A 25585-nucleotide genomic window follows, 5' to 3' on the forward strand; every position below is an offset into this window, starting at 1 on the left:
GCTTATCCGCACACTAGAATGTAAGCACATGAACATTAGTCGGAAAGCACAAAAGAAATACCAGTCCGAATACATGCATCAAAAACATATAATTCACTATCAAAAAGAAAGCAAAACCCTTGGTCAGTCCATAGAATTCGCTACATTTGCCTACACATTGTTATTCCTAAAAAAGCAAGAAACGCTATGAAGACAGAAGTTATTTTATCTGCACTGGAAGCAAAGCACCCGGGCGAAAAAGAGTACTTGCAAGCCGTGAAAGAAGTTCTTTTATCAATAGAAGAAGTTTATAACCAGCATCCAGAATTCGAGAAAGCCAAGATCATCGAACGGCTGGTAGAACCGGAACGTATTTTTACTTTCCGTGTACCCTGGGTAGACGACAAAGGTGAAGTACAAGTCAATTTAGGATACCGCGTACAATTTAATAATGCGATCGGCCCGTATAAAGGAGGAATCCGTTTCCATCCGTCTGTAAACCTTTCTATCCTTAAGTTCCTGGGATTTGAACAAACATTCAAAAATGCACTGACAACCCTGCCGATGGGTGGCGGTAAAGGCGGTTCAGACTTTGCTCCCCGTGGAAAGAGCGATGCAGAGATCATGCGTTTCTGCCAGGCTTTCATTATGGAACTGTGGCGTAACCTGGGTCCGGATCGTGACGTTCCGGCAGGTGATATCGGCGTAGGTGGACGCGAGGTAGGTTATATGTATGGAATGTACAAGAAACTGGCTCGTGAAAATACTGGTACTTTCACCGGCAAAGGCATGGAGTTCGGAGGTTCTATCCTTCGTCCGGAAGCTACCGGCTATGGTGCTCTCTATTTCGTACATCAGATGCTCGAAACACATGGAATCGATATAAAAGGAAAAACAGTAGCCGTTTCCGGTTTTGGAAATGTGGCTTGGGGAGCGACAAAGAAAGCTACCGAACTGGGTGCTAAAGTCGTAACGATCTCCGGTCCGGACGGATATGTGTATGATCCGGACGGTATCTCGGGCGATAAGATCGAGTACATGCTGGAATTGCGTAACAGCGGCAACGATATCGTGGCACCTTATGCCGACGAATATCCTAACGCCACTTTCTATCCCGGCAAGAAGCCTTGGGAACAGAAAGTGGATATTGCCCTTCCTTGCGCTACCCAGAATGAGCTGGATGCCGACGATGCCCGCAAGCTGATCGAGAACAAGACCTTATGCGTTGCTGAAGTCTCCAATATGGGATGTACAGCGGAAGCAGTCGATCTGTTCATCGAACACAAACAGTTGTTTGCTCCGGGTAAAGCCGTTAACGCTGGCGGTGTAGCTACTTCCGGACTTGAAATGACGCAGAATGCCATGCATATCTCCTGGACTGCCGAAGAAGTGGATGCCAGACTGCATCAGATCATGGGTGCTATCCACGAGCAATGCCTTGCTCACGGTAAGGACGGCAATTATGTGAACTATGTGAAAGGTGCCAACATTGCCGGCTTCATGAAAGTTGCCAAAGCTATGATGGCGCAAGGTATTGTATAATAAAGTATGGCACACTTTTTGTAATTACTTTTATACAAATACAACTCAATAAAAGTAAACATTATGATCTTAAGTAGGAACTTATCAAAAGCTTTCAATGAACAGGTAGAAGCAGAAATGTGGTCTTCAAACCTGTACCTGTCAATGTCAATCTATTTCCAGAAAGCAGGCTTGAACGGCTGTGCGCACTGGATGAGAAAACAGGCAGAAGAAGAAATGGAACATGCCCACAAGATGATCGATTTCGCTATCGACCGCGGGGGTGACATCACTATAAATCAGATTAATGTCGTTCCGACTGCATGGGGTACTCCGCTGGAAGTATTCGAACATGTCTACAAACACGAAGTGCATGTATCAGAGTTGATCGACAAGATGGTTGACATCGCCGAAGCCGACAACGATCATGCTGCCAAAGACTTCTTATATGGTTTCGTTCGCGAACAGGTAGAAGAAGAATCATCGGCAAAGGCAATTGTAGACCAACTGAAAATGTATGGAGAACATCATGCAATTCTTTTGGATCATAAGCTTGGCAAAAGATAATTTCTTTCCATAATAAAGAAACTCCGATCCTTGGTTTAACAGGGACCGGAGTTTTTTATTTCCTCACCTTACCGGGATTTTTTGCCATAAAGTCTTTCCAGCCGGTATACTTCTTCTCCGAGATAGGATTATTCGTCTGGAAATAATGACATACAGCGGCTGCCAATCCGTCGGTCGCATCCAATTGGGGTAACATCGACTCTTCGGGAATATGCAGGAAACGTTGTAGCATTCCTGCCACCTGTTCTTTCGCTGCATTCCCGTTACCGGTAATAGACATTTTGATCTTCAACGGTGCGTATTCGAAGATCGGGATTTCCCGTTCCAAAGCTGCCGCCATGGCAACGCCTTGTGCTCTTCCCAGCTTCAGCATACTCTGCACATTCTTTCCGAAGAACGGCGCCTCGATTGCCAATTCGTCAGGATGATATTGGTCGATAAGCGCCAGTACACGTTCGAATATCTTCTTTAAGCGCAGGTAATGATCTTCGTACTTGTTCAGTTGCAGTACGCCCATAGCCTCAAGTTTAGGTTTATTCCCTTCGATCTTCAGGACACCGTATCCCATCACGATCGTTCCGGGGTCTATACCTAATATAACACGGTCTTTAATCATTCTCCCAGTCTATTTCTTCCAGTAAGGTACTGAACCCAACGATCTTGGTTCCGAAACGTGTAATCAACTCCTGTTGCAGGGCACGGCCTTCCGATTGCATCCAGTATTCCAGTGTCTCCGGATTCTTTACATGGAACTGCACCGAGTAACTGCTCGCATCCTCAGTCTCATCCTGTAAGATACGGCGTAAGTAAGGTGTTCTTAAAAATCCGCTGGCTGCAGCACGAGGTATATAACTCTTTTTCAGATATTCTATGCACTCGGTAAGGATATCATTCTCTATATTGAATGTTGTATTATAAACGATCATATTCTTTTTCTCCAAATTTCTTACACAAAGATAGCGAATATATCAGGAAAACCTCTATATTTGCACTCGAAAACCAAACCCGGGGCATTAGCTCATCTGGCTAGAGCGTCAGACTGGCAGTCTGAAGGTGATCGGTTCGAGTCCGATATGCTCCACGGAAAAGCACACATGCAGAGGTTCACTGATAAAGTGAGCCTCTTTTTTTGTATTTAATCCGATAATAGATAAGAAAACAAAAAGAGGATGCCCACTCAGGGACATCCTCTCACATTTATTTTACAGTTATAAAATCAGCTCTTCTTTGCCAGTTCCGATTCGATCGGGTCGTCGTATTGTTTCTGCAGCTTGTGAAGTTCGTCCATCAACTGCTTGGTTACTTCTTCCGTACCCGGTTTGTTATAGAGGTTATTCATCTCCATCGGGTCGTTTTGCAGATCATACAATTCCCATACATCGATATCGTCGTAGAAATGCATTAACTTATAACGATCCGTACGTACTCCGTAATGACGTTTTACCATATGTTCCGCAGGGAATTCGTAATAATGGTAATACAAAGAGGTACGCCAGTCTTTCGGATGTTCGCCTTTCAGCAACGGCAGATAAGAATCGCCCTGGATATCTTCCGGTATCGGAGCACCGGCCAGTTCCAGGAAAGTAGCAGCATGGTCGATATTCTGAACCATTTCAGGTATATCACCCTTTATTCCACCCGGATAGCGAACCAGCATCGGTGTACGGAAAGATTCTTCATACATGAAACGTTTGTCGAACCAGCCATGTTCACCCATATAGAAGCCCTGATCTGAAGTATAAACAATGATCGTATTATCCAGCATGTCGTTCTTTTCCAGGTAATCCAGTACGCGGCCCACATTGCGATCTACAGAATGGATCACACGAATATAGTCGAGCATATACTGCTGGTATTTCCACTCTGCCAACGCTTTACCGGAAAGTTTCTTTTCCTTGAACTCCTTGATGATAGGATCGTAATGTTTATCCCAGGCAGCCTTTTGTTCAGCATTGAGCTTGTTGTACATTGCACGGCCGGCCTTTTCCAGTCCCGGATTAGAATGGATCTCATTCTCTTTGTCGGCCAGCTTCAGGTCATAGACAAGATCCATATCCTTGATGATGCTCATTTCCTGTTGGGAAGCAGCGATTCTGCCTTCATACTTGTCATAGAATGTTTCCGGAATAGGAAAAACAACGTCCTTATACAACTCCAGGTCGCAAGTATCGGGCATCCAGGTACGGTGCGGAGCCTTGTGATGCAGGAGCAGGCAGAACGGTTTCTCCTTATCCCTCTTTTGATCCAGCCAGTCGATTGCCAGATCGGTCGTTATATTGGTGGCGTATCCTTCAATTTGTTTCTTCTCACCGTTGTCGATGAAATACGGATTGTAATAGTCTCCCTGTCCGGTCAGGATATTCCAATAGTCAAATCCGGTCGGATCGGAAGTAAGGTGCCATTTACCTACGACAGCAGTCTGGTAACCAGCTTGTTTCAACAGTTTAGGGAACGTCTGCTGTGCACCGTCGAAAGTATGTGTGTTGTCGGTAAAGCCATTTTTATGGCTATGCTTACCGGTCAGCAAACAAGCACGGCTCGGGCCGCTTAACGAGTTGGCAACAAAGCTGTTGGTAAAACGGACCCCTTCTTTGGCGATACGGTCAATATTAGGTGTCTCGATGAACCGGTTATCGTACGCACTAATCGTTTGGTACGAATGGTCATCACACATGATGTAGAGGATGTTCATCGGCTTTTTGTTCTCCTCTTTCTCCTTGCAGGAGGGCAGCGATGCCAACATCGCTGCTCCTGTTAAAGAAAATAATACTGTAGATCTAACGTTTTTCATATATCTTGCTTATATAAATGAGTTTACCACCCTGGGTTCTGTTCCCATTTACCTCCTGTCAGCGACAGCATACGAGGTTGAATAGGTAACAGATAGTCGCGACCGACATTAAACTTCCATCCTTGCTCGTAACCGGCCGGATTGCTGGGCACTACATAACGTAAAGCATCACCCGGCTTTCCTGTCAGATAAAGATTATTTCCGGAAGGCTGGTCATACACCAGCTTACCATCAAACTCCGGATGATTCTGCAAGTTGCTTCCTACAAAAAGAGCACCTTTCGCCCACTTACCGACAATCAGTTCATCGGCAGCAGCCCAACGCAGGATATCTTCCAGACGACGGCCTTCACAAGCTTTTTCAATACGGCGTTCACGGCGCACAGCCTGAATATATTTATTCAAATGACGGAAAGGATAATCGGATTCCTGATTATATTCCCGATCAAAGTCAACGGCAGGCATACCAACACGGTCACGCAACGGTTGCAAAGCTACGATAATATTTTGAGAATTGGCAGCTCCATCCAATTCAGCCATCGCTTCTGCGTAATTTAACAGGATATCGGCATAACGGAACTGAATAGCAGGCGTTGCCCCCTTAAATTCTGCATCCAGACTACCGGTATAATCGATCTGCACATGCTTCAATAAAGAATAACCGGTCATGTTCTGGTTATAGGCAGAGGAACCGATCAGCGGCGGAACCACGTAATATGGAGGTGCATCGTCCGGACGAAGTTGCTGTCCCGGTGCACAAATGGTTTGTACCAGACGCGGGTCGCGAACGGTTGGCAATAGTTCGTTTCCGAATACCTTCTTAGATTCTATCAGTGCATTACCCACAAAAGGCTTTCCGTCGATAGTCAGGTAATCGTCTACCAATGAAGCTGTCACGCCGACACCTCCGCCACCCTGGTTCAGGTAACGGTTCACGTTGTTTCCGATCTGGTCGCCGTCATACATCTTAAACCAGAGGACTTCCGGGTTACCGGATAAATCTGTTGTCTGGAACATCTGACGGTAATCGTTCGTCGTATTTCCGGTTGTATAAATCTTCCATACACCACGATCCATCACCTCTTTGGCAGCAGCTATGGCTTGTGTGAAATAACTCTTTATCTTTTCGTCCGTTACCGAAGGATCATAAAACTTATCCCCCTTTGCTTTGTGATATTTCTCCCAGGTTCCTTCAAACAAGGCGACTTCGCTCTTCAGGGCACGGGCTACGTCTCTGTGCACACGCATCGAGCCACTGTTATTCTGTTCGTTCAGATAAAAGATCGCCTTATCCAGATCCGCCAGGATACTGTCGGCTACGACCGTACGACTGTCGCGGGGAAGTTGCATGGCACCTTCGTCCGGATCGAGCGGCGTGCTGACCCATGTCAGGGGACCATAATTCACAAACATCTGATAATAATACCAGGCACGGAAATAGTAGGCTTCACCTACATACTGGTTATACTCCGAGGTTCCCTCTTCTGCGCAGTTACCTAAGTTATTAAGTAAAAAGTTCAGATTACGGATACCTGTATAGTTCGACAACTTGGAAGCTCCGCTCAATGTGGTCTCCCCGGCCAGACGGGAACTTACCGAGCTGGACGACATATTATCACTGTGTGTATCATACCCGGCAATATTACCACCTCCACCGGCACCGAAATCCTGCGCACGCAGGCCGCTACCATAAGCTGCACCTGTCTGGTAGAACTGATCCAGGTAGTTTCTCATTTCGCCGGTACTGTTGAAAGGCTGTGCAGTAGAAAGCACACCTTCCGGCATTTTATCTAAATCAAAGCAAGATGTAAGGCTGAAAGCCAGGATCAAGCCTAAAAATATATTTCTTTTTTTCATAAGATCTCTAAATTATAAGTTAACAACTAAACCCACAGATATTACCCGGTTCATCGGATAGTTCTTACCACCTTCACTGGTATAATCATTCTTTGTATAGATCGCTTCCGGATCATACATGCCTTTCAACTTTGTAAAAGTCAATAAGTTCTCACCGGAGAAGAATACCTGCGCCTTCTGCAAACCGACTTTGTTCGTCCAGATTGCAGGAAGGTCATAGCTTACTGTCAGGTTTTTCAGACGGCAATACGCACCGCTCTGAATATACCGATCGCTGGTCGTCATCGTTTTATCACGGAACGGTACAACGCCACCTGCCGTATGGATATAGGGCTTCGGATAGTAAGCACCCGGATTCGATTCACTCCAGTAATCCAGATGTTCCTTGAACACAGTTACCTGTGCATACGGACCGCTTCCCCAGAAATAAGCACCTGTTCCCGGATTCCAGTCACGTTTGCCTACACCCTGGAACATCATGCTCAGGCTTATGCCCTTCCAACTGATAGAACCGTTCACTGTATATTGATAACGCGGGGTCGTATTACCGATCACCGTCATATCGCCCATATCATCCAATGTGTTGGTTCCTTTGTTAACTTTATTGTCGCCATTCAGGTCGCGATACTTCACATCGCCCGGTGTCCAGGGACGTCCGCTGATAAACGACATATCATATTTCTCATTATAAGCGTCGGCTTCTTCCTGTGTCTGTATCAGACCGTCGGCACGATAACCCCAGATTTCACCCACTTTCTTACCTGTATACCAATTGTCATTCGGGTTCGTTCCGGTCGGGTTAGCATATTCGGTCACTTCTGAAGTGGCATCGGAGATTGAACCGCCGATAGTATATAGAATATCACCGTTGATTTGTCCGCGATAATTCAAAGCCAACTCCCACCCCCGGTTACGCATACGTGCATTATTTGTTTTAGGAGCATCGGCTCCGAAGAAATCAGGGAAGTCGACACCAGGGCCTAACATATCTTTCGTATCGCGCTGGAAAATGTCGAACGTACCGGTCAAAGAGTTTCCTAAGAAACCGAAATCGATACCGATATTCTTACTTTCCACTTTCTCCCAGGTTGTATTCGGATTTACTACACCCGGCGCTTTTGTAAAGATATGGCGTCCGTCGGAGAAGATATAATTACCTAAACCGTTGTTCAAAGACATGGTTGCCGCAAAAGTATAGAGGGCAGCACCTGCCTGATTACCCAGCAAACCATAAGAACCACGTAGTTTCAGGTTAGACAACACATCTGTAACAGAGCTCATAAACTCTTCACGCGTGATATTCCATCCCAGCGATACGGAAGGGAAGAATCCCCAGCGGTTGCCGGAAGCGAAACGGGAAGAACCGTCGTAACGACCGTTCACTTCAACCAGGTAACGACCATCGTAATCATAATTGATACGTCCGAAGAAACCACGGGTAGCCCAGCCGTTACGAGTATCGACAACGGTCTTGTCGCCTGTTCCCATTCCCACGTTCGGGTTGCTGGTTGAATATAATCCTGTAATGGAGTTCTTCATCAGGCTATAGTCATAATCTTCTTCCTGGAAACCAGCCATTACAGTAAAGTTATGCTTTTCAGCAATGCTGAAAAGGTAATTTGTGTACAAATTGATCGACTGATAACGTGAGCGGTCATAGCTGCGGGTAAATTTACCATCAGGCGACATACCTAACTCCGAGCGTACCCCTTTAGAAGTACTCACACCGTCGGCTCCATAAATAAGCGGGCTGACGTTCAGGGCTTCATATTCCTTGTTACCCATTTTATACGTATAGTCGAAGAAGATAAACCAGTTCTTCATCGGCTGGATTTCCAGACCGGCGGTAAGGTTCATATTATCACGCTGTGTATTCGTATAAGTACCGCTCTGCAGGTACGGGATCATTGTCAGCTCCGTAAAGTTTCCGTTCGGGTCGATCGGCGAAACCGTCGGGCGGAAACGTGCCAGCGAATGATAGAAACCTTCGCTAATACCGCCGTCACCGAACGGGGTATTCTGGTCGGAGTGCATGAATTTGGAATTTACTTTCAACTTCATCCAGCTGGTCAGCTGTGAAGTGATATTAGCCGCAAAGTTATAACGTTTATAATCCATGTCGGCATAACGAAGGATACCGTCTTCCGAATAATATCCTCCTGAGATATAATATTGTGCCGCTTTACCGCCACCGCTCAGGCTGATGTTATGATTCTGCTTGAAAGCCCAGTTCTTATAATGCAGATCAAAATAGTTCACATTACCTACTCCTGACTCCGAGTTTTCGAAAGCCGGGTTCATATTAGCGTTGGCAGGCAGTTCGAACCATGGATTTACGCTGCTCGGATCATTAATATACTGTTGCAGCAGACCTAGTTTCTCGTCACTGTACAAACGTGGTGAACCTGCATTTGTAACACCCGCATTCCAGTATTGAGCAAAATCGTACGAATTAACCATATCCGGCAATACTGTCGGCGAACTCCAACCTACCGTTCCCTGGTAATTGATACGCATTTTACCTTCTTCCCCTTTCTTGGTAGTCACCAGGATCACCCCGTAAGCTGCACGCGCACCGTAGATAGCACAAGCCGCCGCATCCTTCAATACCGATATGTTTTCAATATCGCTGGGGTTCACATCCGAAAGGCTCATTTCCACACCGTCCACCAAGATATAAGGTGCAGCGTTATTGTCAAGGTTTCCTTGTCCACGCAATGTCAAAGTACCGGTACCTCCGGGACGACCGCCACTGGAATTGCTAACCAGCAACCCCGGCACCATTCCCTGCAGACTCTGCACAGCATCAGCTACCGGACGAAGCTCCAGCGCCTCGCCTTTCACCGAAGAAACCGAACCGGTCAGATTCACTTTCTTCTGTACACCATAGCCTACCACTACTACTTCGTTTATATCCACTGCGTCACTAAGCATTTTAATAGTTAAACTAGTCATATTTCCTTTCACCAGAATTTCCTGGGGAATCATACCGATATAGGATATCAGTAACGTTTGTCCGGGCGATACAGAAAGCGTGAAGCGACCTTCCGCATCTGCAATCGTACCACTCTGTGAATCTTTCACCTGAATGGCGGCCCCGGCCAAGGGTTCCGATGTTGCCTCTTCGATAACAACACCACTCACATTTTGCTGCGCATAAACTGCACAACAGAATAACATCAGTAACAATGTTACAAGGGATTTTTTCATAAAATCTAATTTTAAATGATAATAAAATAAAGTTCTCAAGACAAATAAAGAATAGTGGTCATTCCACTCCAAAAATAACTCAACTCATAACTCACTCCATTAGCGGCCTTCATTAGTTAATAATTGCAAAGGCAAAGTTGCATTTTCCGTCCTGCTCCGGTGTCAACAAATGTACTTTTCATGTCAAAAACCATCCTAAAGTTCTGATTATGCCGAATACTTTCATCTTTGGACATGTTTTAGTACATTTGCGGATATTAGAATGGAATACGATGGGAAACAACTCTATTTTTAGGATATTATACATTTTGTTCTTGTTTTTCACCTGCATCGGTTATGGACGGGGGGCCAATCCCAGCTACTATTTCCAGCAGTTGGGTCTCGACAAAGGACTGTCGCAAACTACCGTCCATTGTATCCTGGCTGATAACAAAGGATTAATATGGATCGGCACTGCTTCCGGTCTGAACTGTTTCGACCGGTATGATATGAAAAGTTATTACCATGAAAAGGACAATCCAAACTCTCTACCCGGAAATACCATCTATTTCATTGCAGAAGATTCTGTCAACAATATATGGATTTCGACCAATAACGGATTGACCCTATACGATAAAAGCAGTGACTCGTTTCGCCCCCTATTATTCGAAGGCAAACCAATCCTGTCGAACTCATTTTATCCGCTTTCCGGCTCCATCCTGTTTACAACCAACGACGGACTATTCTCTTATGATTATAAAAAGAAGACATTCAGTAAAAGACAGATTCTATCGAAAGATTCCTCCAATTTTTCTCCCCATTATATAAAACGCTGGGATAAAGAAGAATTACTCCTTATTTCCATTAGTAAAGGAGTCCTCAGATATAATCCGGTTTCCGGACAGATATCCGACACAAACTATCCGGTTCAGAAAAATTTGAACGCGGCTTACCTGGACAGCAAGAAAAGACTTTATCTCTCTACCTATAACAAAGGTTTTGTCTGCTACGCCCCAAACGGAAAAAAACTTTACGATATCCATGCGGAAAACTCCAAACTAAACACGAACCTGGTCCTCGATTTCATGGAGATAAACAATAAACTTTGGATCACGACCGACGGAGGAGGCATCAATATCATGGATATGGATCATCCTTCCGATATTACCGCTATCATGCATACGCCGGGAGACATGAGTACTCTGCCGGTAAACTCCGTCAAATGTATTTATAAAGACAAACAGGAAAATATCTGGGTAGGTACCGTACGGGGCGGCATGATCGGCATCAAGGAGGTTTTCATGAAAACATATAAAGATGTACCCCGTAACAACACCAACGGACTGAGTGATATATCGGTCAGCAGTATCCACGAAGACAAGAAAGGACGTTTATGGCTGGGCACGGACGGAGGCGGTATTAACCAGTACAATCCCTACACCGATACGTTCAAACACTATCCGGCTACTTACGGGGATAAAATCGTATCCATTACCGATTATTCCGATTCCGAATTACTTGTATCACTCTATACAAAAGGTCTTTACCTATTCAACAAAGAAACAGGACGCTATAGCCGTCCTTTCTATGTCATCAACGAAGCTACCACAATCGACCAGTTCCATAGCGGCAATGCTTCGATGGCTTACCGGATCACAGACGAGTGGTCTTATTACCTCGGTAAAAACGCCATCACCCATAATCACCGGACAGGCAAATACTCGTTCCTCAAAATCGACGGAGGCAGGTTAGCCACCGGGCCGATGAAGATGGTTTGTACCGACGACCAATCGGCTTTTATCATTCAAAGCAATAAACTGTATGAGGCTCACCATGGCAACGATACCTTATATACGCTTCTCAGCATAGGGGAACATGAAGCCATCAAGGCGGTTGCCCGCGATAAAAACGGTATCTTTTGGATCGGGACGGAATATGGCTTCGGCTATTTCGATTCAAAGACCAGGGTATTCACCAAGATCGAGACCAAACTCTTCAACAGTGTCTCTACCTTGCTGTTGGACGATCAGGACAGACTTTGGATCGGTGCGCGTAATATGTTATTCTCGTACGACCTGAAAAAGAAACGGTTTGCATCCTGGGGAGAGTCGGACGGCTATACCACGAATGAGTTTATTTATAAATATCAAGTCTCTTCCATTTCCGACTACATCTATCTGGGAGGAGCTTCCGGATTGCTTCGTATCAATAAAAACATATCTACCAAAGAAGAACCTTTACCGGAAATAAGGCTGATGGATGTCCTGCTGAACGGTAATTCATGTATCGACCAGTTGGAATCCAGTGGAAATAACCGGATAACCATTCCTCATACACACAGCTCGATAGAAATAAAAGTAATCTCTATGGAGAAAGATGTGTTCAGGAACAAACTATACCGTTACATGATCAACGGTACGGATAATCAATATACTGAAACATACAATCATATCCTTTCCCTACGCATGCTGGCACCCGGTGATTACTCCATCCTGGTTTCCTGTAACTCAAAAAGCGGGGAATGGAGTGAACCGACCGAAGTGCTTCATATCACAGTCACTCCACCCTGGTATCAGCGTCCTTATGTTTTTGTCCTTTTTATTATTCTGCTGACCCTGATGCTCTTTTGGTTCGACCACGTATCACGCCGGCGCAGAAACAGAAAAATGCAGTGGCAAATGAAAGAACATGCCAGCAGGATCAATGAAGAGAAAGTGCACTTCCTTATTAATATAAGCCATGAACTTCGCACGCCGCTCACGCTGATCTATGCCCCGTTGAAAAGAATACTCGACAAAAAAGGGTGGAACGATCCGGAAAACATGAAAGGACAATTGTCCGGCATATACAAACAGGTGCTGGATATGCGAAATACCATCAATATGGTACTGGACATGAATAGCCTGAAAGAGACAAAGACGGCTTTGCACAAGACACCTCACCAGCTCAACGAATGGATCATTTCCGTTGCGAAAGATTTTGAAAGTGAACTGGAAGCACGCCATATCCGGATAGAATACCGACTGGACGAGAATATTCATCAGGTCACATTCGACGGAGCCAAATGTACCACCGTCTTATCCAATCTTCTGATGAATGCCTTGAAGTTCAGTTCGCCCGATACGACAATCACGATTACCAGCAAACTGGAAGACGGCAAAGCCCGTATCAGTGTGGCCGACCAGGGTATCGGTCTGGGTAATCTGGATGCGAACAAACTTTTCACACGCTACTATCAGGGGAATCATGAGCAATCAGGAAGCGGTATCGGTCTCTCTTTTGCCAAGCTATTGATAGAGAAGCATAACGGAAGCATCGGAGCAATGAACAATGCCGACGGAGGTGCGACTTTCTTCTTTGAACTTCCGATAGACGGAACTAGCGAGGAACAGACAGACGAAGAGAGCCTTCAGGATATATGGTCCCCCGCTGAAACATCATCCGAGTCCGAAACGTTCTCTACCAATAATTATTCCATCATCATCGTAGAGGACAAAAAGGAATTAAGTTCTTTCCTGAAAGAAGCATTGCTCGATTCTTTCAAAAACATCTATGTAGCCGGCGATGGAGAGGAAGCGCTCGAAATAATCAACCAAAAGCATCCGGATATCATCGTCAGCGACATCATGATGCCGAAGATGAACGGATATGAGTTATGCAAAAGGATCAAGGAAGACATGGCGACCAGCCATATTCCGGTGATACTGCTCACGGCAAGAGGTGACCTCGACAGTACGACGCTGGGATACAAACTCGGGGCTGATGCTTACCTTGCCAAGCCGTTCGATATGGAACTGTTGCTGGCTATTATCGTCAACCAGCTAAAGAACAGGGAGGCGATCAAACAGAAATACAAAGAGAGCCATCTGCATCTGGCGGAAGCGATCCCGGCACAGACCAATAACCTGGATGAAGAATTCATGCTGAAACTGAATAAGCTGATCCATGACAATATATCTTCCCGTGAACTGGATGTCAAGTTCCTGACTACTCAAATGGGAATGAGCCGCACGCCGCTTTATGCCAAACTAAAGGCGCTGACCAATATGGGAGTAAATGATTATATCAATATGATCCGTATTGAAAAGGCTTCACTGTTATTGCTCCATTCAACGATGAATATCACAGAAATATCCGAAGCCGTAGGATTTGAATACCCCCGTCATTTCAGCACGATGTTCAAACAGATCAAAGGAATGCCCCCATCGCAATACCGAAATAATGCAGAGGCAGGAAAAGGGTAGATTCAATATTTATCAAATTTGAACCTATTCAGATCGTATTAGGGAACGCAGATGACACAGAATACGCAGATGCTCGCAGACTTTTTATTTTCTTTAAAACAATATATTATCTGCGTTTATCTGCGCTCGTCTGCGTCATCTGTGTTCCTTAATACAAACTGGATAGATAGTTCATATCTTGCTAAATTCATTTCCAATACGGCAACGTATAAGGATTGCGATACTGGTACCAGTATAAACGGTGTGCTGCAGCTTCTTTATCGTCGACGAAGCTTAATGTGGCAGGATTCCATTTCACCGGACGATTCAGTTCGCGGGAAATATTCGCCAGACAGCACAAGGTATTGGTACTACAGCCCACTTCCACCGGTGCAATCGGATTCTCACGCGAACGGACGCAATCGATAAAGTTCTGCATATGAGGAGAGCTCACTTCATATTCCCCCTTGCCCACTTCTTTCTTTTTAGTCTTCAACAGCGACGGATCAGAGCATTCGATATAACCGCGTGCCACTTTCAGCCAACCCTTATCACCGATAAATTGCAATCCTTGCGCGTTCTCGTTATCCTCGCGATAAGGCTGTTCGGTCATTACAATGCCATTCGCATATTTCATTGAAGCATACTTCTGTCCGTTATAGCCAGCCGGCGCGAACTCAACCGGCCCGGAACCATCCATACCGATAGCCGCCTGGGCAATATCGAACATATGGGCACCCCAGTCCGCCGTATAGCCGTTACCCGTCTCCTGATACCAGCGCCACGCACCCCATAACTGTTCGTTCTGTTCCGGATCAAGCGAGATAGGAGGACAAAGGTCGGGATGATAATGAACTTTCGGATCGTTCAACGGTCCCATCCACTGATTGAAATTCAGATTGCCGGGAACAGGCATTTCCGGCAAATCCAATGGTTTGGGAGGCGCACCGACACGGGCGTATATTCTCTCGATATGACCGATTGCGCCATTGCGGACCAGTTCGATCGCTTTCTGAAATTCTTCACTCGAACGCTGCTGGCTGCCCACCTGCAACACCCGTTTGTTGTCACGAACGGCTTTCACCATCGCCAGTCCTTCCGCAATGGTATAAGCCAACGGCTTTTGGCAATACACATCTTTTCCTGCCTGGCAGGCATGGATCGTTGTCAGCGCATGCCAGTGGTCGGGGGTTGCCACCTCGATAGCATCGATATCCTTGCGTTCCAGCATATCTTCATAAAATTCATAACTATCGCAACGCTGCGCTACGCCCTGTTTCTTCTGCCATGCCATGATCCTGCGGGCAAAACGTTCACGCTTCATGGAATCTACATCGCAACCGGCAGCCACCTGCACGCCCGGACAATTGGAAAAACTGGTAAAATCGGATAGTCCCTGCTGACCCAATCCGATAAAACCGAGTACTACACGGTCGCTTGGCGCAATACGAATGCCGTTGATCGACCAGCTGGGAAGGATTGTAAAACTGGCTAGTCCCAATGCGGACAAACCGAGGAACTCTCTACGGGAGATTCCTTTCTTCTCATTTTCTTTCATGGTATTAAATTAAATTGGTCTTAAAATCTAATACCGCAAATGTATGGAATTTATTATAAATCATAAAAAAAAGCGGGAATATTCGATCAAATATTCCCGCCTCTATGATGGTGTATTCTATTAGAATGCATAACCAAAACCTACATTCAAATAGATAGGATACATGGCAAAAGTAATCGTATCGAAATCTTTCTTGAAAATATCATTTATACCCCAGGTCAGATCGGCATATACATTCAGATGCTTGAATGCTTTCCACTCCCCTCCCAACTGCATACCCCACTGGAAACGGCGCAGGTCTTTGGAAAAATCGTAAGGAGCACTTTTACCATTATCGAATATAACCTTGTTGCCCGTCGGATCGAGTTCACGCAGATAACCGTCGTATACATCACCCGTGAAATCCCCCTCCATACGGTAAGACACGTACGGCCCTACATTTAATTTCCAACGCGGGGAAACTTTCCAGGCAGCCAGAACAGGAACAGTCAGATAAGAGTTATTCACTTTCGTCTTCACCTGTCCCGTCCAAAATCCTTTCATACGCTCGCCGGCATCACCGATGATCTCCATGCTGTAATTCTTTACGCGGGCATCCGTTTTCATACCTTTGGTTTCCAAACGCAAGGCAAGCATCAGCCCCCAGGTACGCGCCGGGTTAAGCCATTTCGTCACATTCCCCTCGATAGCGATCTGCAATCCCGGTTTGTAACTGTCGATTGAACGTATCTCCTTCGGCAATGGCAGCGGGGCTGTACCACCGATACCCAAGCCTGCCTTTACTTCATATTCCAATCCAACCAAATAAGAATTAACGATCCCGGCATTCCGGTCTTTCTGGGCAAACAGACTGTTCGAAGTCAGGAGTAATAAACCCAGGATACTTATGATTAATTGTTTTTTCATACTGCTTTCTATTTATTCTTCCAAAGAATGGATCAGTTCAACTTCATCTATATATAATGTACTGCCGACTGCTCCATTAAACAAGTCGCCTTCCACGCTGGAAGAAAATACAATAGCCACGTTATACTTTCCGGCTTTCAGTTTATCTCTGTCGATCGTTTTACCCGGCTGGGTCTTGAACGGCAGATAGAACTGTGTCCATTCATCCGTCTCTTTCGGGTCTTCGATACGTGCGATGGAGATCAGGTTCGGATGGGTGAACTTATTGGTTCCGTCCAGCATCTTCACATTATCAGTTGTTTCGTAGAAGATGGCATAGATATCGAACATATCCTTTTTACCGGAAACGATCTTTCCCGATTCGGAGAACTCCGGACCTGCCTTATATTTATAATAGCCGGTCAGATAAGTCGGAACATACTCGAACGGCATACCGAACTTGGTAGCCTTCAAGGCATTTGTCACAGCACTAAGGATATCGAATGTTCCCATAAACAAGTTACCGGCAGCAATAGGCATTCCCAATCGTGATCCAAAATCACCTGTCGAACGAGTTACCAACTTCACACAATTACCTTTATATCCATTAGAGGATGAAAGTGTCGGGAAGGTATCACGTTTGGCATTCATATCTGTCAGAGCAAACCCCGGATTACCGCTTGCCCAGTCCATGATGGTATTACCGTTCTTGTCCGTTTCATAAAAGACATCATAACCGGCAGTACCTGCATGTTTTACATTTTCAAAATTATATTCAGTACCGATACCTGTCACGATATAAGTTACTTCGTAACGCTTCTTCCAGTTTCCATCTTCTGATGTGACCGTATAATATTGTGGTTCGCTGAAATCACGGGTTGTTCCACTGGCAGGCGAGATCGTTGCACCCGGTGTCAATGTAAACTCAGGGGATTGTTTGGACAAATCGGTATCTGCCTTAACCATTAATGTTACCTTATCATTTGTAATAATAGGATCGCGACGTAATATATCGGCAGGGACTATGCAATCTTCAATATCCGCTTCCGCATTCTGCGCTTCATCCTGGATACATGACATCCCTATTATACATAAAAATAGACAGCTTAATAAACGCGTCAGTTTCATTTTGTTCCTTTTTGGGTGAATAATCTTTACTTTTCTCATACTCAAAAACAGATGCAAATTTACTTTCCTTTTTTGGAATAGTGCTCAATATTATATTTTTATAACAAAAAAGGCAGGTCCAAAAACCGGACCTGCCTCTTCTATACGTTCATTTACTTATCGACCTGTGTCGTTACTGATGTTCAGAACGTAAGAGGTCGTTAACAGTCTTTACCGGGTTGAAAGTCTCGATAGGAACTTCTACAAACACCGTATTCCAATCGCTCATTGCGCCATTCCACAAACCGGGAAGCTCCAAGGCTTTTAGTTCGCGTCCGTCCTTACTCTTGTAAGAGATAAAGCCAGTATTTTTATCCACATAATCAGGCAGATTATATTTTTCGCCTTTATGGTTCTTCAATGCACAAACCAAATCAACCGGATTGAAGTGTGTACCCTGTTCGAACATCGCTTTCTTTGCCGGATCTTTCAGGTCGATCTGTGAGCTTTCCAGGATCTGCAAAGAGACCGTTCCGTCCGGATTCTGAGCCAGGAACGGACCGCCGCCCGGTTCACCGACATTCTTCACCATACCGCATACGCGCAACGGGCGCAGCAATTTATTCTTAATATAAAGGATCAGTTCGGCATCTTCCAACAGCTTGGTGTCCGGATTCTTGATGCACAGGTCGTCCTGCAGGAAATGAATCATTTCTTCTACCTGATCGTGTGTATACTTGCCAGTTTCGATCAGATTCAGATAATTAAAGATACGATCCTGTAAAGTAACCAATACACCGGCTATCACCTTTTTGAAAATAACCGTCGAACATTTGAAACTGTCGGGAACGACATTGTCGATATTCTTCACGAATACCACATCGGCATCCACATCATTCAGGTTCTCGATCAACGCACCATGACCGCCGGGACGGAACAACAGTTTATCGTTCTTGTCACGGAAAGGATTATTCTCCATATCGGCAGCAACCGTATCGGTACTCGGTTTCTGAACACTGAAAGAGATATCGTAGCCGACAGAGAATTTCTCTTCATACGCCGGTTTCTTTTCCAATACCAGCTTTTCAAACAAAGCCTTGTGCTCCGGAGAGACAGTAAAATGAATATTGACCTCGCCGGCATTGTTCTTGGCATACATGGCACCTTCAGCCAAATGTTCTTCCATCGCCGTACGTACACAATCGCCGGCACGGTGGAACTGCAGCAAGCCTTTAGGCAATTGCCCGTAGTTCAAGCCTTTTTCTTCCAGCAGGTTGGCAACGACAGCCTTGTAATTGCCGGCAGCGACCAAAGCAGGGATGTCTTTGTCTTCGTTTGCCAGGCAAACAGCATTCAATGCATCATAAAAGGCGAAGTGCGTTATCTCATTGAAAAACTTCTTTTCAAAATCGTTGGCCGGCACATCGTACGGAGCCGACAAGAACTCGTAGAGATTCTTAAACATACGGCTGGCAGCCCCCGAGGCGGGAACGAACTTCAAGATCCGTTTATTTTTAGCCAGGTAAGTATGCCATGCACCCATATAGGTTGCCTGGTCTTCCTGCGATATAACCCTGATTCCTTTTTCTACTGATGCTGAAGCTGCTATTTCCAAATAAGGGAAACCTTTGACGAAACAAGCCAGTTGTTCTTCAATCTGCTGTTCGCTGATGCCTTTGTCAGCCAGTTGCTTTAAATCGTTTGCGTTTAACATAGTATATCTTTTAAAATTAGTATTCTTTGTCTTGTAACATAGTGCTTTCTGCGTATGCTTCTCGCAAATGTATAAAAATACCATTAGAATCGTATTGATATTCCAAGAAAAAAGATACTTTTACGGTAAGTTTTACGGCCTGTCCTAAAATGGGCAGTAAAAAGAAGACGCAACTATGGATATACAACCTTTCTTTACAGAAGAAGAGAGAAAAGATTTCTTTTCGAAATACAGACAATTAGTACGCAGCCTCTACTCCTTTTTGCAGAAAGAGGACATACGGAAAATGAGAGAATTGATGCAACGCGTTGTCGCACTCGACTGTTACGGGAGAGACAAGAATGGCATCAACGGACTGATCCGTAATATAAACACCGCTCTGATAGCTACCACGGAAATCGGCTTGAAACGGACTTCCGTCATTGCCCTCCTGCTCTATCGTCCGGTTCTGAAAAAAGCGATCACCATGGAAGAGGTGGAAAAGACATTCGACGCAGACGTAACCCTGATCATCCACCGCCTGCTGAAAACGTCCGACCTCTATGCACGCAATACGGCTGTCAATTCCGAAAACTTCCACCATCTGCTCTTTTCGTTCGCAGAAGATGTAAGAGTCATCCTGATCATGATTGCCGATCGTCTCTGTCTGATGCGCCTGGGTAAACAACTGAAGGAAGACGACCGCCTGCGGTTGGCGACGGAAGCCTCTTACCTGTATGCACCGCTCGCCCATCGGCTCGGTTTGTATAAGATCAAGAGCGAACTGGAAGACTTGTCCTTGAAATATACTGACCGAAAACAATATGATTTCATCAAGCGGAAGCTGAACGAGACAAAACGTTCGCGCGACCTTTATATCGCCCAATTTATTGCGCCTATCGAAAAGAAGCTGAAGGAAGCCGGGCTGCATTTCGATATCAAAGGACGTACCAAGTCGATCCATTCCATTAATAATAAGCTGAAGAAGCAGAAGATCGAGTTCGAAGGCATATACGACTTGTTCGCCATCCGTGTCGTACTGGATACGCCGCTGGAAAAAGAACGCTCGGAATGCTGGCAGGTCTACTCGATCATCACCGATATGTACCAGCCGAATCCCAACCGTATGAAAGACTGGATATCCATTCCGAAAACGAACGGATACGAGAGTCTGCATATCACGGTCATGGGGCCGCAGAACAAATGGGTAGAAGTGCAGATCCGTACCCGCCGGATGGACGAGATAGCCGAACGCGGTCTCGCCGCCCACTGGAAATACAAAGGCGTAAAGGCAGAAAGCGGACTGGACGAATTTCTGAATACCGTCCGTGCCGCCCTCGAAGAGAAGGAAAAGAATCCGATGGACCTGATGCAGGACTTCAAGATGGACCTGTATAAAGATGAGATATATGTCTTCACCCCTACCGGCGAACTGATCAAACTAGCCAAAGGAGCTACTGTGCTCGACTTTGCCTTTGCCATCCACTCGAAGCTGGGCAGCAAATGTGTGTCGGCCAAAGTAAACGAGAAGAACGTACCTATTAAATATGTACTTCATAACGGAGACACTGTTTCGATCGTCACCTCTCCTTCACAGAGCCCCAAGCGTGACTGGCTGAATATTGTCGTTACTTCCAAGGCCCGTGTAAAGATCAAGCAGGCATTGCGCGAAGAGACGGCAAAGGCTGTCGACTTTGCCAAAGAGATGCTCCAGCGCCGCTTCAAAAACCGGAAGATCGAGATGGAGGAAGCGCACCTGATGCGTTACATCAAAAAGAAAGGATTCAAAACCGTTACCGACTTCTACATAGAGCTGGCGGAAGAGCGTCTCGACCCGAACAACGTAATCGACGAATATCAGGAATATGTCCGGAAAGAGACCGAAGCCAACGAGCGTTCGGAAGTACGCAGTGCGGGGGAATATATCACGACGACCGAAGTAGAAGAAATCTCTACCAACAAGGACGTGCTCGTTATCGATAAAAACCTGACCGGTATAGAATATAAACTGGCGAAATGCTGTAACCCGATCTACGGAGACGATGTGTTCGGTTTTGTATCCACGCAAGGAATCAAGATACACCGTCTGGATTGTCCGAACGCGCAGGAGATGTTCAGCCGCTTCGGTTACCGCATCATCCGTGCCAAATGGAGCGGAAAGGGAGATAACGGCTATGTCGTTACCCTGCGGGTGATCGGGCGCGACGATATTACGATCGTTACCAATATTACGTCCGTTATCGGGAAAGAAAGCAACGTGACGCTTCGCTCCTTGAATATCGATTCGGTGGACGGGATATTCCAGGGTAATTTTGCGGTACTCGTCAGGGATACCAATTCACTGAACCAGCTGGTCAAAAAGATCAAGGCTGTAAAAGGTGTCAAGACGGTAGACCGTCTCAATTCATAAGAAAAAAGGCTCGCCATTAACGACGAGCCTTTTTCATTGTTTATAATCAATAAATTAATACTAAAGTAATGAAATAAAGTTCTTACTATTTTTACCTTAAAAACATTCTCTGTTGTTTCTTTTTTTCAAATTGATAGACAAAGATAAATCTTTTTATCCAACTTTTTAACTGTTTATCATCCGGCAGACGAACCCTGTCGGTTATTGAACAAAAAGATTTCTTTTAAGGACAAAATCAGTCTTTAGCCTGATGCACCGTAAGTTGCGGAAACGGGAATCCAATCCCCTGGGCATTGAATGTGGCATAGATAGCCTTATTCGTATCGAAGTAAACGCCCCAGTAGTCCGGACTTTTCACCCATGCACGAACGACAACATTGACACTGCTGTCTGCCAAAGCGCTCAGGGCTATGAAAGGAGCCGGTTCATTCAGAATGCGTGCATCCTGTGCCAAAACGGATTCGATAACACGTTTCACTAGCTCGTAATCGCTGCCGTATTCCACACCGAACGTCCACTCCACACGGCGTGTCGGTTCTCTCCCGATATTCGTAACGACTCCGCTGCTCAGGGAACCGTTCGGGATATAAATATTTTTATTGTCAGCCGTAAGCAGGATAGTATGGAATATCTGAATTTCCCGTACCGTACCACCGACACCCTGCGACTCGATATAGTCGCCTACTTTATAAGGCTTGAACAACAGGATGATCAGACCACCGGCGAAGTTCGACAGGTTTCCGCTCAATGCCATACCGACAGCCACACCGGCAGAGGCAAGCAAGGCTGCAAACGATGTGGTCTGTACGCCCAGTGCTCCCACAACGGAGATGATCAACAGGATCATCAAAGTGACATTCACCAGACTTCCCACAAATGTTTTCACCGAAGGATCAAAATCACGCTTTGTCAATATACGGCGAACCAGCTTGTTAATCATTTGGATAACGAACCGTCCCACAATAAATACAAGGATCGCCTTAATAATCGTCCAGCCTAAATGGCTCCCCTGCTCGACCAGGGAATTGATCATTTTTTCCAGTCGCGGACTGGAAGCCAACACATCTAATAATATCATAAATCTATCATTTTAAGTTAAACACTTTTATCTTATAACAACCAAAGCCGCTAAAAGTATTATAAAGTGTGGCAAAGGTATAAAGTTTTTTTAATCCGTCGGCGAAAGAAGATATTTGCGTAGCTTTGCGGCGATCAAATAACAGATAAAAACAACAGAATGAGATTACTACTGATATTCATCACTTTCATGCTGGCAACAGCCCATGTTTTCGCTCAGTCATATGAAGAATTGATCGACAAAAGTTACGATTTCCTGGAAAAGAAAGACCTGGTGTCGGCCGAAGAAAGTTTGCGGTCAGCCATGCGCAAGGAGCCGGGTAACCCGATGAATTATGCGTTGCTCACCAACCTGGGCAGCATACAACGCCGCCAGGGGAAACTGGAAGATGCCCTGCTGTCTTATACGGCTGCACTTAGCGGGCGCCCCAACAACCCGACGATCCTGGAAAACCGGGCTTCCCTCTATTCCGAACTGGGTGAAACGGAGAAAGCACTGAACGACTACAATGCGTTGCTGATCGTTGAACCGACAAACGAAGAGGCTCTTTACTGCCGCGGACTGATCTATATCCAAAAAAAGAACTATATGTGGGCGGAACAGGATTTCGACAAGATCATGGAGATCAACGAAAAGTCGGTACGCGCCCGTCTGGGACATGCCATCCTGGAAAAGATGCGTGGCAACTACGAAGAAAGCGAAAAGATTTTCAATTACCTGATCAGCCAGATGCCGCGCGACTGGGTTTTGTACGAAGGCCGTGCCGACGTTTACTTTATGATGGGTAAGAATGCCCGCGCTATGGCGGATATCAACAAGGTTTTTGTAGAAAGTACGCCCAGTGCTTCCTTATATATATTGCGCGGCAAAGTGAAGCTCGCCCAATATGAAAAGGAATCTGCCGCACAGGATTTCCTGAAAGCACAGGAGATGGGATACGACCAGGCTGTTGTCGACGAGTTGATGAAGATGACGAAATAAACAAACCGTTTCTTAAGAAACTGTTTTGAATTTATCACTAAAGTTTCCCCCCTCTTTAAACGATATTTGAAGAGGGGTGTACTCCTTCAACATCGGCTCGCCCCGACGGGGCTCCTGGTTGCTATAATTATCCCATACTAGCAAATTTGAGCAATATACCTTTCAACCATTCACCTTTCACAGTCGCCCTTTGATTATTACCGGCTTACAGGTGAACAGTTGGGTGAACGGTTTCGTAAAAGGGTGAACGGTTGCCTCTAAACCGTTCACCTTCTTATAAAATAGTTGTCCTATCCGGCAGCCCAAAACTATCTTTGCACACGGTATCTTTTACCATCAAACCTACTACCAACTAACCCGGTAGTTACGACTTACAAATCCGTACACCACCATCGTCAAGCTTTGTGACCAAGGTCGTTAAGGTTTGCGACGTCGCTCAACAAGCTTAACGACGGAGGTCGCTAAGCTATAAGATTATGACATCCGGCTTAGTCAGTCCGGACTTTCCACGTAGTGATCAATAACATACATGCTAAACATAAAGAGCCTTAAAAAGGCAGAGGTGAATGGTTTATGCCAACCGTTCACCTTTTTACGAAACCGTTCACCCCGACCATTCACCCATCATCCTTTAATTATCAAAGGAAATTGCACAAAAGGTGAACGATGAACGGTTAAATGCCGTTTTACTAAGAGCCTGTTTATAGTAGAAAGTAATTGGCTTGCTAAAGGTGTAACGCAGACAAACCAATATCATGAAGAAAATAAACACGCTTAATGTAAAACAACTCCACACCGAAGAAGACTTTGGCTTCCTCCAACAAGTCAGTGCTGAAACCGCATATCTTCCCGGAGAAGAAAGGGAAGACGATCGCCCGGTGATTGAATGATCATCACCCGGAAAAGTCAAAAGCCGGAATTAAAGAACGCGTAACCTGCATTCCTTAATTCCGGCTTTTTATATCAGCTCCAATTGGTTACGACCTATATCTTCACGATATATTCAGCCACCCAATATATATACATTGTGTATATGATGTATATTTTATACCTTTGTGGAAAATACGAAAGATTATAGCAACAATGGCAATTGAAAAGAAAAGGAAAAATATAGATTTATCTGTGGACACTTTGAAAAAGCTGTCCATTATGGCTGCTTCACAGGGTAAAAGCGTAAAGGCTTTCATAGAAAACATTTTGGAAACCAAAGCAAATTCCCTGAGTGTAGAAGTTTCAACCAATCCGAGTCCAAGCGGTGACCCGTGGTTTGATGATCCAGAGAATATGGCCGAAGTGGAAAAACGGGTAAAAGCGCACAAAGAGGGAAAAGTTAAATCTACCGTAGTTTTACAATCTACAGAAGATATTACAAACTTCATAAACAGTCTATGAAATGGCATATATTATCGTATTTGAACCAAAAGCCATACAAGACATAGCTGAACTTAAAAAATCAGGGAATAAGGCTGTAATAACCAAAATTGAAAGATTGCTCCTAGAATTAAGAGAACACCCCACCACAGGAACGGGACAGGTTGAAGCTCTAAAAGGTAATCTGTCCGGTTTTTGGAGCAGAAGGATTGACAAATTTAATCGTTTGATCTATACCATAGAAGAAGAGAAAATAACTGTTACAGTTGTTTCAGCAAAAAATCATTATGGAGATAAATAAAGATGCGGCATAAGGTAACTGAAACCTGGAGCAATAAAAGCATACCAAACGAAACATCCGATGGAACGAAAGATG

At 45.1% G+C, this 25585-nt stretch carries 18 protein-coding genes and 1 tRNA gene; 9 read left to right on the forward strand and 10 right to left on the reverse strand.

Annotated features, from left to right (window positions below; translation table 11 throughout):
• Positions 1-186: 186 nt before the first annotated feature.
• Both gdhA and DXD68_RS06550 read left to right on the forward strand, forming a co-directional pair.
• The gene (gene gdhA / locus DXD68_RS06545; RefSeq protein ID WP_075556310.1) at positions 187-1521 is read left to right on the forward strand and encodes an NADP-specific glutamate dehydrogenase; all 1335 of its coding nucleotides are present in this window, start codon (positions 187-189) and stop codon (positions 1519-1521) included.
• A 63-nt stretch (positions 1522-1584) separates the two neighbouring features.
• Positions 1585-2067 (forward strand): ferritin, encoded by a 483-nt coding sequence (locus DXD68_RS06550; RefSeq protein ID WP_075556309.1) that lies wholly within the window; start codon positions 1585-1587, stop codon positions 2065-2067.
• A 55-nt stretch (positions 2068-2122) separates the two neighbouring features.
• Here the strand turns inward: DXD68_RS06550 and ruvC are convergent, their stop codons facing one another.
• Together ruvC and DXD68_RS06560 are read right to left on the reverse strand one after the other, a co-directional pair.
• Complete coding sequence (gene ruvC, locus DXD68_RS06555; protein ID WP_075556308.1) at positions 2123-2683, reverse strand: crossover junction endodeoxyribonuclease RuvC; 561 nt, start codon at positions 2681-2683, stop codon at positions 2123-2125.
• A complete protein-coding gene (locus DXD68_RS06560) occupies positions 2676-2993 on the reverse strand; it encodes a DUF4286 family protein (protein ID WP_075556307.1) in 318 nt (105 codons plus the stop codon). The genes ruvC and DXD68_RS06560 overlap by 8 nt, the downstream gene beginning before the upstream one ends.
• 81 nt (positions 2994-3074) lie before the next feature.
• On the opposite strand from DXD68_RS06560, the gene DXD68_RS06565 reads away from it, so the two are divergent.
• Positions 3075-3148 (forward strand) — tRNA-Ala (locus DXD68_RS06565).
• 135 nt (positions 3149-3283) lie between these two features.
• Here DXD68_RS06565 and DXD68_RS06570 read toward each other — a convergent pair.
• From DXD68_RS06570 to DXD68_RS06580, 3 genes are read right to left on the reverse strand one after another with little or no spacing between them, the layout of a single operon-like run.
• On the reverse strand, positions 3284-4858 hold the full coding sequence (locus DXD68_RS06570; RefSeq protein ID WP_075556306.1) for a sulfatase: 1575 nt from the start codon (positions 4856-4858) through the stop codon (positions 3284-3286).
• Positions 4859-4881: 23 nt separating this feature from the next.
• Positions 4882-6714, reverse strand: coding sequence for a RagB/SusD family nutrient uptake outer membrane protein (locus DXD68_RS06575; protein WP_122360844.1), 1833 nt, complete (start codon positions 6712-6714; stop codon positions 4882-4884).
• Between the two features lie 12 nt (positions 6715-6726).
• The gene (locus DXD68_RS06580) at positions 6727-9924 is read right to left on the reverse strand and encodes a SusC/RagA family TonB-linked outer membrane protein (protein ID WP_122360845.1); all 3198 of its coding nucleotides are present in this window, start codon (positions 9922-9924) and stop codon (positions 6727-6729) included.
• A gap of 272 nt (positions 9925-10196) precedes the next feature.
• Here DXD68_RS06580 and DXD68_RS06585 point away from each other — a divergent pair, with 272 nt between their 5' ends.
• Positions 10197-14147: a two-component regulator propeller domain-containing protein gene (locus tag DXD68_RS06585; RefSeq protein ID WP_122361093.1), complete on the forward strand. Its 3951-nt coding sequence runs from the start codon at positions 10197-10199 to the stop codon at positions 14145-14147.
• A gap of 187 nt (positions 14148-14334) precedes the next feature.
• Here the strand turns inward: DXD68_RS06585 and DXD68_RS06590 are convergent, their stop codons facing one another.
• The 4 genes from DXD68_RS06590 to DXD68_RS06605 all read right to left on the reverse strand — a co-directional run bounded on the left by DXD68_RS06590 (position 14335) and on the right by DXD68_RS06605 (position 19390).
• Complete coding sequence (locus tag DXD68_RS06590) at positions 14335-15684, reverse strand: Gfo/Idh/MocA family protein (protein ID WP_122360846.1); 1350 nt, start codon at positions 15682-15684, stop codon at positions 14335-14337.
• 120 nt (positions 15685-15804) lie between these two features.
• The gene (locus DXD68_RS06595) at positions 15805-16590 is read right to left on the reverse strand and encodes a porin family protein (protein ID WP_122360847.1); all 786 of its coding nucleotides are present in this window, start codon (positions 16588-16590) and stop codon (positions 15805-15807) included.
• A gap of 12 nt (positions 16591-16602) precedes the next feature.
• Positions 16603-17697, reverse strand: a complete 1095-nt coding sequence (locus DXD68_RS06600; RefSeq protein ID WP_122360848.1) for a PCMD domain-containing protein — start codon at positions 17695-17697, stop codon at positions 16603-16605.
• A gap of 172 nt (positions 17698-17869) precedes the next feature.
• Positions 17870-19390, reverse strand: coding sequence for a DUF4301 family protein (locus tag DXD68_RS06605; RefSeq protein ID WP_122360849.1), 1521 nt, complete (start codon positions 19388-19390; stop codon positions 17870-17872).
• Between the two features lie 175 nt (positions 19391-19565).
• On the opposite strand from DXD68_RS06605, the gene DXD68_RS06610 reads away from it, so the two are divergent.
• Positions 19566-21779 (forward strand): RelA/SpoT family protein, encoded by a 2214-nt coding sequence (locus DXD68_RS06610; RefSeq protein WP_122360850.1) that lies wholly within the window; start codon positions 19566-19568, stop codon positions 21777-21779.
• Between the two features lie 235 nt (positions 21780-22014).
• Here DXD68_RS06610 and DXD68_RS06615 read toward each other — a convergent pair whose 3' ends face one another.
• Positions 22015-22812 carry a mechanosensitive ion channel family protein gene (locus tag DXD68_RS06615; protein ID WP_410510712.1) on the reverse strand — a complete coding sequence of 266 codons (798 nt, stop codon included), beginning with the start codon at positions 22810-22812 and terminating at the stop codon, positions 22015-22017.
• Between the two features lie 204 nt (positions 22813-23016).
• Between DXD68_RS06615 and DXD68_RS06620 the strand changes: the two genes are divergently transcribed.
• The 4 genes from DXD68_RS06620 (at position 23017) to DXD68_RS06630 (ending at position 25510) form a co-directional block, all read left to right on the forward strand.
• Positions 23017-23838, forward strand: a complete 822-nt coding sequence (locus tag DXD68_RS06620) for a tetratricopeptide repeat protein (RefSeq protein WP_122360852.1) — start codon at positions 23017-23019, stop codon at positions 23836-23838.
• A gap of 755 nt (positions 23839-24593) precedes the next feature.
• The gene (locus tag DXD68_RS24645) at positions 24594-24728 is read left to right on the forward strand and encodes a hypothetical protein (RefSeq protein WP_255419276.1); all 135 of its coding nucleotides are present in this window, start codon (positions 24594-24596) and stop codon (positions 24726-24728) included.
• Positions 24729-24921: 193 nt separating this feature from the next.
• Positions 24922-25230, forward strand: a complete 309-nt coding sequence (locus tag DXD68_RS06625) for a hypothetical protein (RefSeq protein WP_233577012.1) — start codon at positions 24922-24924, stop codon at positions 25228-25230.
• Between the two features lies 1 nt (position 25231).
• Positions 25232-25510 carry a Txe/YoeB family addiction module toxin gene (locus tag DXD68_RS06630; protein WP_122360853.1) on the forward strand — a complete coding sequence of 93 codons (279 nt, stop codon included), beginning with the start codon at positions 25232-25234 and terminating at the stop codon, positions 25508-25510.
• Positions 25511-25585: the final 75 nt, after the last annotated feature.

It is taken from the genome of Parabacteroides sp. TM07-1AC (genome assembly GCF_003480915.1).
Taxonomy (GTDB): Bacteria; Bacteroidota; Bacteroidia; order Bacteroidales; family Tannerellaceae; genus Parabacteroides; species Parabacteroides chongii.